This window comes from Roseobacter sp. HKCCA2468, assembly GCF_037805105.1.
GTDB lineage: Bacteria > Pseudomonadota > Alphaproteobacteria > Rhodobacterales > Rhodobacteraceae > M30B80.
Map to the genome: position 1 here is coordinate 20,475 of NZ_JBBLYN010000001.1, position 12,495 is coordinate 32,969.

The window sequence follows — 12,495 nt, forward strand, 5'->3', positions numbered from 1 at the left end:
CCATGCCCCGCGTCCAAATCGCCGAGGGCCTGAGTTTTAGCCGTCTTGTCTACGGGATGTGGCGGCTTGGCGATGACACGGATACCTCCACCGATCATGTCATCGCAAAAATCGAAACCTGCCTTGCCCAAGGGATAACAACCTTTGATCAGGCGGATATTTATGGCGCTTATACCGCTGAGGCCATTTTGGGTGCAGCATTGCGCGCGCGGCCCGATCTGCGGGCCAAAATGGAAATCGTCACGAAATGCGATATCGTGGCCCCGATTGGCCGCTATTCTGACGCGCCTGTGAAATATTACGACACATCCGCAGCTCATATCACGCAATCTGTTGATACCTCATTGCGCGAGATGGGGATTGATCAGATTGATCTGTTACTCATCCACCGCCCCGATCCTTTGATGGATCACCACGAGACGGGGGCCTGCCTTGATGGATTGATCAAATCGGGCAAGATCCGCGCAGCGGGCGTGTCGAATTTCCGCCCTTGGGATTGGGAGTTGCTGCAATCTGCGATGAGCGCCAAATTGGTCACCAACCAAATTGAGCTGTCGCTGTCTCATATCGCGCCCTTCACAAATGGGGATTTGAGTTTCCATCAACGCCATGCACAGCCCGTTATGGCGTGGTCGCCTTTGGGGGGTGGTGCGCTGATGACGACACGCGAGGGTCTGTTGGCCACGCGTCTTGACGCCATTGCGGCAGAGCAGGGCGTGGATCGTGCGGCTGTTGCTGTGGCCTTTCTCTTTGCCCATCCTTCGACAATCTTGCCTGTGCTTGGCACCAATGCGTTGCCGCGCATTGCCACTATTTCAGACGCGCTGCGCGTGCGTCTTGATCGGCGTGATTGGTTCTCGCTTTATGAGGCCGCACTTGGTCACGAGGTCGCCTGATGGATCAGAAGATGCGCCGCCACCCCCTCAGCAGCTTTGTGCCCGACCCAGCAAACCCGCGCGCCTTTCGCACGGCGCTTGGATGTTTTGCAACGGGTGTGACCATTGTCACAGTCGCAAGCGATGAGGGGCCGGTGGCCATCACGGCGAATAGTTTTACATCCGTGTCTCTTGATCCTGCATTGGTCTTGTGGTCGATTGATCGCGCTTCGCGCCGCTACCCCTTTTTCGGTGCGGCCCCTGCCTATGCCATTCATGTTTTGGGGGCGGATCAAGAAGATCTTTGCTGGCGCATCGCGCGCGATGCAAAGGGGCTTGGGCCTGATGATTTTGATATGAATGCCGAAGGTGTGCCCGTGCTGCATGACTGTCTTGCGCGGTTTGAATGCACCGCTTGGGCCAATTACGCGGGCGGTGACCATGATATCATGGTCGGCCAAGTGCAGCGTGCGGGCTATCGCGATTTGGGTGGGTCGCTGGGATTTTTCCGCGGCAAGCTTGGTACGTTCACCGTGAGGGAGACTGAGCCCGCATAACTAAGTTACCCCGATCAAAAGGGGGAAAGTGAGACGACCAAAACCAACGGGAATGTTTAAGGGAGGAATTACATGACCGCTAAGTTTACCAGCACTGCACTTGCAGCACTTATGGTTGCAAGCGCAGCCCCCGCTTTCGCGGATGAAATTACGTTTTTGTGCTACCAGGACGGCAATGAATGCGATGTGATTGGCGAAATGCTGCCCGAATTCACCGCTGCCACAGGCCATACTGTTAACATGGAAACCGTTGCCTATGACGTGATCCGTGATCAGTTGGAAAACCAGTTGCAAACGGATGCGGCCCCTGATGTCGCGCGCGTGACCAATTTGGGCGGCTTGAACCAGTATTACCTTGATCTCGCGCCCTATGTCGATCGTGGCACATGGGAAGCGGCCTATGGCGCAACCCTGCCGTGGTTCCGCGCACCAGGTGCGGGGGATGATGGGATTTACGGGTGGATGACCCAGCTGACTGTGACAGGCCCCTATATCAACGTCTCGCTCTTTGAAGATGCGGGCGTGGATATGCCAGAGGATGGCGCAACATGGGACGATTGGGCAACGGCCTTGGCCGAAGTTCAGGCCGCAACCGGCGTGACCGCAGGCTTGGCTATGGATCGCACGGCGCATCGTATGGCGGGCCCCGCGTTTTCCTATGGCGCGAAGTTCTTTGATGATGCGGGCAACCCGATCCTCGTGGATGAAGGGTTCCGTGACTTTGCAGAAACATTTGTGGGTTGGCACGCCTCAGGCCTGATGCCTGCCGAAGGTTGGCCTGCGGGTGAAGGCACGCAATATCGCAACGCTGCACCGCTGTTCCAATCAGGCGAAGCTGTGATGCACATGTCGGGCTCGTGGATGATCAATTCCTACTCGGAAAACATCACCGATTTCGAATGGCGCGCGGTTCCAGCGCCATGTGGCGTAGGTGGCTGTGGCGCAATGCCAGGGGGTGCCGCGATCACGGCGTTCAAATCGACCGATGCACCTGAAGCAGCTGCGGCCTTTATTGATTTCCTCGCCTCTGAGGAAAATGCGGCCCGCTTTGCATCTGCAACCCGCAACATCACCGCGCATCAGGGCCTTCAGGCTTCGGGTGTTGATTATGGTGATGCATCCCCTGCGGTTGCGGCGGCGCTGTCTGTCTTTGCGGCAAATGCTGGCAAGGCAGCAGAAACCACACCGCAGGCTTACACCTTCCAAGGTTACGCCAAGAATTTCGTAATCTATGGTGTTGTGCCTGACTACCTGACCAAAGCAATCACTGGCGAAATGAGCCTTGATGATGCTTTGGCCGCGATTGATGCGGATGTTGCCGCACAAATCGCCCAGTAAGTGAACCAAAGGACGACCCTGCAATGATTGACGCCTTCATCGCCGCATTTGCAGGGTCACCTTGGCCACTTTATCTGGCCCTCTACTTGGCCGTGGGGTGGGTGTTGATCCGCCCCACTGGCCCAATCACGGGGCAATTGGCCTCGATCATGGGATGGCCGATTGAGATGACACAGCGCCTCGCAGGCGCGACTGGTCTGCCCTATTTGTTTCTTTTGCCCAATATGTTGGTCTTTGGCCTGTTCACCTTTGCCCCGATGTTTATCAATTTGGGGTTCGCGGTGACCGAAGGCCAATCCATTCTCTTTGATGAGCGTGCCTTTGCAGGTCTTGATAACCTGCGCCGTCTTGTGGCCGAAACACAGATTGACACGGGCGCCGCCAATCTTGAGGATGACAAATTTTTCTCGGCCGTCTACGACACGGCGATCTTCGTGATTTTCCAAGTGCCGGTTATGATCCTTGTTGCTCTGTTATCTGCGCTTGCGCTGAACCGCCAAATCATCGCGCGCGGCTTTTGGCGGGCGGTGTTTTTCTACCCTGTGATGTTGTCGCCCGTGGTGGTCGGCTTTTTGTGGAGTTTGATCCTCAAGCGTCAAGGCGTGTTGAGCCAAAGCCTGATCATGTGGGGCTGGATTGAGGAGCCGATCCAATGGCTGACTGATCCGTCATGGACGATGTTTTGGTCTGTCTTTGTCTACACTTGGGCGCATCTTGGCTTCTATATGCTGATCCTGCTTGCAGGGCTGCAGGCAATCCCGCGCGATGTGTATGAGGCCGCTGAAATGGATGGCACATCCGCCTTTCGGCAATTGACCCGCATCACCATCCCCCTGCTTGCGCCGACCCTGTTGGTGGTCACGGTTCTGTCGCTGATCAAAGCCTTTCAAGCATTTGAGGAACTCTATGCCATGTCGGTGCGGTGGTCTTCGCTTGTCGCCTATATTTTTGAAACATCAGGTCTGCGCGGGCAGGCCACAGCCAATGGTCTGGGGGTTGCGGCGATGGCATCGTTGATTGTCGCTGCGGTTTTGATTGTGCTGTCGTTGTTGCAGGTTTGGCTCTCATCGCGGGGGGCGCGGCAATGAGTGGGGCATGGGCATTTCTGACCCGCAAGGCAGGCGGGCCACGCGCGAATTGGTTGGATTATCTCACCTATGCCTATCTCTTGCTGGGTGTGGTTGTGATCCTCGTGCCTGTGCTTTGGCTGGGGTTGAATTCGTTGAAATCTTCGGCCCAGTTGGAGCGCCAAGACCTATCGCTTTTGCCTGCCCGCTATGAACAGGTGGCGCGCGCCACAGTCACAGGGCCAGAGGGCAAGCGCATTTTCTACATCAGTGATCTGCCCTATTGGGTTTTGGATTGGTCGGATCTGCCCGATGCGCAAAAGGCACGACACGATTTATCCGCCTTTTTGGCAGGGTATGAGGGGGATGCGCTTTATGCCTTGCGGGCGCATTTGGGCCTTTTGCCTGAGATGACACGTGACTTGGTTGCACGGGAAAACCTGCCTGATTGGATTTTGCGCTATGTGTCCATGTCGGCGCAGGCACGCAGTGAATATGATGTTGCGGCCATCATCGCGGGGCTTGGCCCCGAAGATCAGCGACTTTTGTCGGAATTTCTATCGCTTGATCCTTACGAGCCATCGGCCATTTCTGTTCAGATTTTGGCCCGCGCCCCTGATCCAGTTACAGGCATTGAGACATTGTTTGGGGTGTCGCGCATCAACCCCACGCGCGACACAACGCCCGCGCGCTATGTTGATAACCGCAGCGCGGAGGTGGTGCAGCTTGCCACGGCCACCATTCGCACAGAGCGCAGCTTTGCCCCCAGTTGGGAAAACTACACCGATCCCCTTTTGGGGCGTGCCTTCGGCGTAAACGTGAATTTTGCGACCTGCTTTACCAATTCGGTTTTGGTCACGACCATTGCCACGGCCCTGACCTTGCTCATCAATTCGATGGCGGCCTTTGCGTTGGCGAAATATAAATTCCGCGGCCAAGTTTTGTTCTTTGTGATCATCTTGGCCACGCTGATGGTGCCCCCCACCATTACGCTTGTGGGCTTGTTCAAGGCAATCAATGCCACGGGTCTGTCAGGGTCGATCTGGGGCGTTATCATTCCAGGGGCGGCCACCCCAACGGGGGTGTTTTTGCTTCGCCAATATATGCTGTCGATCCCCGATGAGTTGATCGAGGCAGCGCGCATGGATGCGGCGAGCGAATGGAAGGTCTATTGGCGCATCATTTTGCCTTTGGCCTTGCCCGCGATTGCGGCCTTGGCAATCCTATCGGTGATCTGGCGTTGGAATGATCTGATCTTGCCGATGGTGGCCATCGCGACCACCAAAGAGGCCTATACAATTCAACTTTGCCTGCTTGAATTCCGTGGCGAGCATCTCAGCCAAGAGCATTTCCGCCTCGCTATGACCATGGTCAGCCTCGTGCCTGCGACCTTGGTCTTTGTGTTCTTGCAGAAATACATCACCACGGGCATTGCCAATACGGGATTGAAATAGTGAGTGACCTACAGCTGAAATCAGTGATCAAGCGCTACGGCTCGGTCGAAGTGATCCATGGCATTGATCTTGAGATCAAGTCAGGCGAGTTTTGCGTATTTGTTGGCCCATCTGGCTGCGGAAAATCCACGCTGCTGCGCATGATTTCGGGGCTTGAGGGGATCACGGGCGGCGATGTCGTGATCGATGGGGCCGTGGTCAACCATGTGCCCGCGGCACAGCGTGAATTGGCGATGGTGTTTCAATCCTATGCGCTTTACCCGCATATGTCGGTGCGCGGAAACCTGTCTTTCGGGCTTGAGAACCTCAAAATGCCGAAAGCCGAAATTTCCCGCCGCGTGGAGGAGGCCGCGCGTATGCTCCGCATTGAGGCGTATCTGAACCGCCGTCCTGGTCAATTGTCAGGCGGTCAGCGTCAGCGGGTTGCCATTGGCCGCGCGGTTGTGCGCGAGCCAAAGATTTTCCTTTTTGACGAGCCGCTGTCCAATCTTGACGCTGAGCTGCGCGTGACGATGCGCCGCGAGATTGGCAACCTCCATCGCCGCCTTGGGAACACGATGATCTATGTGACCCATGATCAGGTCGAGGCGATGACAATGGCCGATAAAATCGCGGTTTTGCGCGATGGCAGGCTGGAACAATTCGGAACTCCATTAGAGCTGTTCAATAATCCAGATAACCGCTTTGTTGCGGGCTTTATCGGGTCGCCTGCGATGAATTTCCTGAAGGGCGAAATCGCCGAAGGTGGGGTGGCTTTGGCCGCTGGGGGGCACATTCCCCTTGGGCCGCGCGGCGGTGTCGGTCAAGGCGATGCAATCGAATTGGGCATCCGCCCACGCGACATGAGCATTGCCAAAACAGGCGGCGTGAAGGGCGAAGTGACCGAAGTCGAACAATTGGGCAGCGAAAGCTATATCTTTGTCACCCTGCCGTCAGGGGAGCCGCTGGTGATCCACCAAGCGGGCCAGACTGATATCGCCATTGGCCAAACAGTTGCCGTCAAGCTTGCCCCTGAGGCCGTTCACATCTTCCGTGCCGATACAGGGCGTGTGTGTCGGTGACCCTGCGCAACGCTGACATCCTCTCTGGCCTTCAGCGCATTGGGCCAGGGTTGCTGATGGCGCTTTTGGTGGCGATGGCTGCGCAATTCCTGTCGGATCATTACGGCGCGCCTGTGATGCTGATGGCGATTTTGCTCGGCATCCCATTTCATTTCCTCTCGCAAGAGCCGCGTATGGCCGCAGGCATCCAATTTGCGGGCCGCACCGTTCTGCGCATTGGGGTGGCGCTTCTTGGCCTTCGCATTAGCGGGAAATTGTTAGAAGGCATTGGCGTGGCCGAAGCGGTCATGCTGGCGATGGCGGTCGTCACCACGATTGGCGCGGGAATTTGGCTGGCCCCGCGTTTTGGCAGATCGGGCTATTTTGGGTTTCTTGCGGGTGGCTCTGTTGCCATTTGTGGTGCCTCTGCGGCGCTTGCCATTTCAGCGTTGCTGCCAAAACGGCATGTGGCCGAAGATGATGTCACCTTCACTGTGGTGGGGGTGACGGTGCTCTCGAGTGTCGCGATGATCATCTATCCTATGATCGCCACCTCGCTTGGTCTGTCGACCCATATGGCAGGGATATTCTTAGGCGGCACCATTCACGATGTGGCCCAAGTTGTGGGGGCGGGCTATTCCATCTCGGATGAGACGGGGGATCTTTCCACCTTGGTCAAATTGTTTCGCGTGATGATGTTGGCCCCCGTGATTTTGGTGGCGTCTTTGATCCTGCGCAAAGCCCATCTTGAGGCGCGCGAGGGCGGGAAAGCCCCGCCGCTCATCCCTGCTTTCGTGGCGGGGTTCATTGCATTGGCCATTCTGGGCACGATGCAGCTTGTGCCGCCGTTGATCACAGAGAGCGTGAACATTGTCTCGCGAAGCTGCCTTGTGGTGGCCGTTGCCGCCGTTGGGATGAAAACCTCGTTGCAGGCATTTGCATCAGTTGGGCGCAGCGCCTTGGCGTTGTTGATCACCCTGACGCTGCTGATTGCGGCTTTGGTGGCCATTGGCCTCGCGGTCTTAGTCTAGGCCTACTTGTTTTGCGGGGCTGATTTGCAGACCCGTATTTTGGCGCGCACCTTGTTCATGCCGATCTCAAAGGCGGCATGATCAGCCAATATCTTCGCGCGCGACCGATAGGGTTTTGAGGATGGCATAGACCGCCCGCCCTTCGTTCAAGCCCAATAGATGGGCCGAGCGGCGGGTCACACGGGCCAAGATCCGCCCCAATTTCGTGTCGACTGCGACCAAAACGGCGGGGCCATCGCCGCTGCGCATACTGTGAATTGTGCCTTCGATGACATTGAGCGCGGATAGTCCTTGTGGTTTTTGGGTGGCTAAAATCACTTCATGCGCAGCAATACGCATTTGTAATTTTCGCCCCAAATCGCCACTCAGACGCGGCACAAAAAGTGCCACATCGGCGTTGCGTAATTCGCTGACCTCATCCGCGTGATGCGCCGTCAGCGTGGCCTCAATAACGGCCCCCGCTTCGCGTGACCCTGCAGGCAGGCTATGGGGGTCAGAAAAGACCTCGCTTGGGCGCCCTTGCGCCTGTATCCGCCCCGCCTCAATCGTGATCACTTCTGTCGCTAAGCGCGCAACCTCGGTGGGGGCGTGACTTACATAAAGAATGGGAATGTCCATTTCATCGCGCAGACGTTCAAAATAGGGCAGGATTTCTTGCTTGCGCTCCTCATCAAGGGCTGCCAGTGGCTCATCTGCCAGAAGGATACGGGGGGCCGCTAACAACGCGCGCCCGATTGCCACGCGTTGCTTCTCGCCGCCTGATAGCATCGCGGGTCGCCGCTGCAAGAGGTGCCCGATCCCCAACATCTCGACAATATCTGCGAAATTCGGGGCAGGGCGCGCGCCGCGATAGCGCATCCCATAACGGAGATTTTTCGCAACGCTAAGATGCGGAAAGAGGCGCGCCTCTTGAAAAATATACCCGGCTTGGCGCTCATGCGCGGCAAGGTTTATCCCGCGCGCAGGGTCAAACAGATCCATATCCCCCACGCGGATATAGCCTTCATCAGGCGTGATAAGACCCGCGACTGCATTGATCACGGTGGTTTTGCCCGCGCCCGAGCGGCCAAAAAGGGCAGTGATCCCGCGGGCGGCTTGGAAGTTAAGATCAAGTGAAAACGCACCGATCTGGTGACGAAGCCTCAGATCAAGCATCACGTCCCCCGATACGTTTGGACAAAGTCCGCGCCAGAATTTCTGACAAAACGAGGGCAAGAATAGCGATAAAGATTGACACGGCAACTAAGATCAGTGCGCCCTTTTCCCCGCCTGGTTGCTGTAAAAATGTGTAAATCGCCGAAGGGATTGTGCGGGTTTGATTTGGAATATTCGAAACGAAGGTGATGGTGGCGCCAAATTCCCCCATGGCCTTTGCAAACCCCAAAATCGCGCCAGCCAGAACCCCGGGCAGGCTCAGAGGCAAGGTGAGGGTGGCAAAGACTGCCCAAGGCGGCGCTCCTAGGCTGCGGGCTGCATCCTCAAGTTTGGGGTCAACCGCCTCAAGGGATAGGCGCATCGCGCGCACCATCAGTGGAAAGGCCATGACCGCCGCGGCAAGGGCTGCACCCGTCCAATGAAAGGCAAAGCCCAGACCTAGTGCAGCCAAGGCTTGCCCCACGGGGGCCTGCGCGCCAAAGGCCAAAAGCAGCACATATCCCGTCACCACAGGCGGCAAGATCAGGGGCAGATGAACCGCTGCATTCAATATTTGCTTTCCAAAAAAGTTACAGCGGGCCAACAGATAGGCAACCCAAAGTGCGACAGGCAGGCTGGCCAAGGTGGCCCAAAAACTGACCTTGAGGGATAGCGCGATTGCGGCCCATTCTGCGGGGCCGAGAAGATCACTCATTTCTCAGCCTCCGCCAGTGTCTCAAATCCATTCGCCGTGAAAATCATTGCCGCGTCATCCCCGCGCAGATAGGCGAGAAAAGCCGCGGCCGCAGGTTTCATCTCCGCACCAAGCGCGGCGGCAGGGTAGCGGATTGGGTCGTGACTGTCTGCCGGGAAGGTGCCAATGATATGCACCTGCGTGCTGATCATAGCATCGCTGCGATAGACCACTCCAAGGGGGGTTGCCCCCGCTGCAACTTGGGCAAGGGCGCTGCGCACATTGTCGAATTGCGCGACCCGATCCGCGACCGTGTCCCAAAGGTCGAGATGGCTGAGCGCGGCGCGACCATAAATCCCTGCAGGCACGGCATCAACAAGGGCCATGGCCAGATAACCGCCGTCTAGCAAATCGGCCAAATTGATCTCGGGCGTGATATTCTGATCCGATTGATCTAGACCTTCCCCATGCGCCACAAGAACCAATTGATTGCCCAAGAGATCAAACCTAGCATCGGGCGCAATCAATCCCGCTTGGGCGATGCGATCCATCCAGTCGGTATTGGCTGAGATAAAAATATCGGCAGGCGCGCCCTGTTCAATCTGACGGGCCAGCGTAGAGGACCCTGCATAAACCATGCTGACCTCGAAATCGCTTGCTGCCTCAAATTTCTGTTCGATTTCATCTAGGGCTGTCGCAAGGCTAGAGGCCGCGAACACCAATATCTCTTCAGCCCGTGTCAAAGTCGGGCTAAGGCACAGCATCAGGGCCAAAAACATAGGACGGATCGGGGCGTTCATAGGGGCAGAGTTTCCGCGACCAATGCCGCTTGTGCAAGGGTCTTATGCGCTATTGATAACCTCTGCTGGATAGCCACGCCACCGTGGGCGCGCATCGCCAACGCGGCGCGGTGTTATGACCAAAAGTCCCGCGGGGGGATATCTTTATGTGCATGATGCTGCCTCGGGACATTTCCCTTTAACTGTATATCGACCCGCGCCCCCTGACAAGAAACCCCAACTTTAGCCCTCTTGTTGTTTCATGGCTTTGTCACCCTTCTGTTACGCAGTCGTAATTTAGATAGGGCAATGGCGTGGGGTACTCTGTTTTACCCAAGGGGGATACCTGATGAACCTGCGCATGCTTTTGGCCACAACAGGCCTTGCTTTGTTTGCAGGGCCTGCATTGGCCCAAGATATGAATTTTAACCGTATCGCGTCTTTTCCAGTTGCCGCGAATACGCCCGATGCCGAAGAAACCTCAGCCGAGATTATCGTGGCCACGGGCGATGGCATGACATTGGTCTATTCCGACAGCCCTGCAGGTGTGATCGGTTTTATCGACATCACCGATCCCGCGAACCCTGTTGCCGCAGGCGTATTTGCGCTGCCAAATGGCGAGCCAACAGCCGTATCCGCGCTTGGAAACACGGTGTTTGTCGCGGAAAACACATCGGAAAGCTTCACCAACCCGTCAGGCGTTTTGCATGCGATTGATGCAGGGAGCCGTGACGTTCTCGCCTCTTGTGATCTGGGTGGACAGCCCGACAGCACGGCTGTTGCCCCCGATGGCAGCTTCATCACTGTTGCGATTGAGAACGAGCGGGACGAGGATCTGGGCGATGGCCGCGTGCCGCAAATGCCTGCGGGTCATTTGGTGATCCAACCCTTGGGTGAAAATGGCGCGATGGATTGCGCGGCGCAGATCCGTGTTGATCTGACAGGCCTTGCTGATATCGCCCCAGAAGACCCTGAACCAGAATTCGTTGACGTCAACGCCAATGGCGACATCGTTGTGACGATGCAGGAAAACAATCACATGGTTGTCGTCTCTTCTGCAGGTGAAGTGCTCAGCCATTTCTCAGCGGGTGAGGTGACGCTGAACGGCGTGGACACCGAAGAAGAAGGCGCGCTGATCTTTGATCAGACCATCACAGTCCCGCGCGAGCCTGATGGGGTGCAGTGGATCGATACAGACCATTTCGCGATTGCAAATGAAGGCGACATGGATGGTGGCAGCCGCGGCTTTACCGTATTCCACCGCAATGGCACCGAAGTTTTTGAGGCAGGCACAGATTTTGAATACGCGAATGTAGAAATCGGCCATTATCCCGAAAAACGCTCTGGCAACAAAGGTGTCGAGCCTGAAGGGATGGAATTTGCAACATTTGGCGGCGTGCCAATGATGTTCCTATTGTCCGAACGCTCCTCTATCGTGGGCGTCTATGATATGTCGAACCCTGCTCAGCCTGTATTGGCACAGCTTCTGCCCTCTGGCATTTCCCCTGAGGGTGCGATTGCGATCCCCTCGCGGAATATTTTGGCCACGGCCAATGAATATGACGCGCGGGGCGATGGCGGCGCGCCTGCCCATGTGATGATCTATGAATATCAAAACGCCCCTGCCGTATATCCGCATCTGACGAGCGCAGGTATCGATGAGTTGACAGGCTGGGGTGCGATCTCGGGGCAGGTTATGGCTGAAGATGGAACACTCTATGCAGTGTCTGACAGCTTCTATGCCCTGCAGCCAACCATCTTCCACATCGATGTTAGCCAAACCCCTGCGCGTATTGTTGATGCAATTCACGTCACCCGCGAAGGTCAGCCTGCGCAGTTGATGGATATGGAAGGCATCGCGCTTGATGGTGAGGGCGGTTTCTGGGTCGCCTCAGAAGGGCGCAGTGACCGCTTGGTGCCGCACGCAATCTATCACATTGGGGCCGATGGCGCGATTGAGGATTACATCGCCCTGCCAAATGAATTGCTGGCCGTGGAGCAGCGTTTCGGGTTTGAGGGGATCACCCGTGTTGACGATATGCTGTATATGGCCGTGCAGCGTGAATGGCGCGATGATCCTGAAAACCATGTTAAGGTTCTGGGCTATAACCTAGAAACCGAAGCGTGGAGCGTGGCACATTACCCGCTGACCGAAGCATCTACGGGTTGGGTTGGTCTTTCGGAAATCGTTGCGCATGGTGATGACCTCTACTTCCTCGAGCGTGACAATCAACTGGGTGACGCAGCAATGACCAAGCTGATCACCCGCGTCTCAATGGATCAGATGGCGGGGATGGTCGCGCTGGGCGAAACGCCACCCGTTCTGACCAAAGAGATTGTTGTCGATCTGCTGCCTTATCTGACCTCGACAGGCGGCTTTGTCTTGGACAAGGTCGAGGGCTTGGCAATCGCCGAAGATGGCACAATGTGGGTGTCCACCGACAATGATGGTGTGGACGACCATTCTGGCGAAACGATGCTGTTCGCGATCTCAGCGCAGTAACCATCGGTAGTTTGACTGAGCGA

Annotated in this window: 11 protein-coding genes; 8 read left to right on the forward strand and 3 right to left on the reverse strand. The window is 56.5% G+C overall.

Annotation, left to right across the window (positions count from 1 at the left end):
- Nucleotides 1-2 precede the first annotated feature (2 nt).
- The 7 genes from AAC620_RS00090 (at nt 3) to AAC620_RS00120 (ending at nt 7,362) form a co-directional block, all read left to right on the forward strand.
- Nucleotides 3-896: an aldo/keto reductase gene (locus AAC620_RS00090; protein WP_340243548.1), complete on the forward strand. Its 894-nt coding sequence runs from the start codon at nt 3-5 to the stop codon at nt 894-896.
- Entirely contained in the window at nt 896-1,432 is a 537-nt protein-coding gene (locus tag AAC620_RS00095) for a flavin reductase family protein (RefSeq protein ID WP_340242180.1), read from the forward strand. Before AAC620_RS00090 ends, AAC620_RS00095 begins: the two co-directional genes overlap by 1 nt.
- 72 nt (nt 1,433-1,504) lie before the next feature.
- Nucleotides 1,505-2,770 (forward strand): ABC transporter substrate-binding protein, encoded by a 1,266-nt coding sequence (locus tag AAC620_RS00100; RefSeq protein WP_340242181.1) that lies wholly within the window; start codon nt 1,505-1,507, stop codon nt 2,768-2,770.
- A gap of 23 nt (nt 2,771-2,793) precedes the next feature.
- Nucleotides 2,794-3,858 carry a carbohydrate ABC transporter permease gene (locus AAC620_RS00105; RefSeq protein WP_340242182.1) on the forward strand — a complete coding sequence of 355 codons (1,065 nt, stop codon included), beginning with the start codon at nt 2,794-2,796 and terminating at the stop codon, nt 3,856-3,858.
- Nucleotides 3,855-5,291: a carbohydrate ABC transporter permease gene (locus AAC620_RS00110; protein ID WP_340242183.1), complete on the forward strand. Its 1,437-nt coding sequence runs from the start codon at nt 3,855-3,857 to the stop codon at nt 5,289-5,291. Before AAC620_RS00105 ends, AAC620_RS00110 begins: the two co-directional genes overlap by 4 nt.
- A complete protein-coding gene (locus AAC620_RS00115) occupies nt 5,291-6,352 on the forward strand; it encodes an ABC transporter ATP-binding protein (RefSeq protein ID WP_340242184.1) in 1,062 nt (353 codons plus the stop codon). The genes AAC620_RS00110 and AAC620_RS00115 overlap by 1 nt, the downstream gene beginning before the upstream one ends.
- Nucleotides 6,349-7,362, forward strand: coding sequence for a YeiH family protein (locus AAC620_RS00120; protein ID WP_340242185.1), 1,014 nt, complete (start codon nt 6,349-6,351; stop codon nt 7,360-7,362). The genes AAC620_RS00115 and AAC620_RS00120 overlap by 4 nt, the downstream gene beginning before the upstream one ends.
- Nucleotides 7,363-7,443: 81 nt before the next feature.
- Here AAC620_RS00120 and modC read toward each other — a convergent pair whose 3' ends face one another.
- The 3 genes from modC to modA are packed head-to-tail and all read right to left on the reverse strand — an operon-like array spanning nt 7,444 to nt 9,969.
- On the reverse strand, nt 7,444-8,517 hold the full coding sequence (modC, locus tag AAC620_RS00125; RefSeq protein ID WP_340242186.1) for a molybdenum ABC transporter ATP-binding protein: 1,074 nt from the start codon (nt 8,515-8,517) through the stop codon (nt 7,444-7,446).
- A complete protein-coding gene (modB, locus tag AAC620_RS00130; RefSeq protein ID WP_340242188.1) occupies nt 8,510-9,211 on the reverse strand; it encodes a molybdate ABC transporter permease subunit in 702 nt (233 codons plus the stop codon). Before modB ends, modC begins: the two co-directional genes overlap by 8 nt.
- Nucleotides 9,208-9,969, reverse strand: coding sequence for a molybdate ABC transporter substrate-binding protein (modA, locus tag AAC620_RS00135; protein WP_340242189.1), 762 nt, complete (start codon nt 9,967-9,969; stop codon nt 9,208-9,210). The genes modB and modA overlap by 4 nt, the downstream gene beginning before the upstream one ends.
- A 349-nt stretch (nt 9,970-10,318) precedes the next feature.
- Here modA and AAC620_RS00140 point away from each other — a divergent pair, with 349 nt between their 5' ends.
- On the forward strand, nt 10,319-12,472 hold the full coding sequence (locus AAC620_RS00140; RefSeq protein ID WP_340242190.1) for an esterase-like activity of phytase family protein: 2,154 nt from the start codon (nt 10,319-10,321) through the stop codon (nt 12,470-12,472).
- The last annotated feature ends 23 nt before the right edge of the window (nt 12,473-12,495 follow it).

Bases quoted from the DNA above. Each gene is read 5' to 3' on its own strand.
- modC (WP_340242186.1), bottom strand. From the start codon at position 8,517: ATGCTTGATCTGAGGCTTCGTCACCAGATCGGTGCGTTTTCACTTGAT.
- AAC620_RS00140 (WP_340242190.1), top strand. From the start codon at position 10,319: ATGAACCTGCGCATGCTTTTGGCCACAACAGGCCTTGCTTTGTTTGCA.
- AAC620_RS00105 (WP_340242182.1), top strand. From the start codon at position 2,794: ATGATTGACGCCTTCATCGCCGCATTTGCAGGGTCACCTTGGCCACTT.
- AAC620_RS00090 (WP_340243548.1), top strand. From the start codon at position 3: ATGCCCCGCGTCCAAATCGCCGAGGGCCTGAGTTTTAGCCGTCTTGTC.
- modB (WP_340242188.1), bottom strand. From the start codon at position 9,211: ATGAGTGATCTTCTCGGCCCCGCAGAATGGGCCGCAATCGCGCTATCC.
- AAC620_RS00095 (WP_340242180.1), top strand. From the start codon at position 896: ATGGATCAGAAGATGCGCCGCCACCCCCTCAGCAGCTTTGTGCCCGAC.
- AAC620_RS00110 (WP_340242183.1), top strand. From the start codon at position 3,855: ATGAGTGGGGCATGGGCATTTCTGACCCGCAAGGCAGGCGGGCCACGC.
- AAC620_RS00100 (WP_340242181.1), top strand. From the start codon at position 1,505: ATGACCGCTAAGTTTACCAGCACTGCACTTGCAGCACTTATGGTTGCA.
- modA (WP_340242189.1), bottom strand. From the start codon at position 9,969: ATGTTTTTGGCCCTGATGCTGTGCCTTAGCCCGACTTTGACACGGGCT.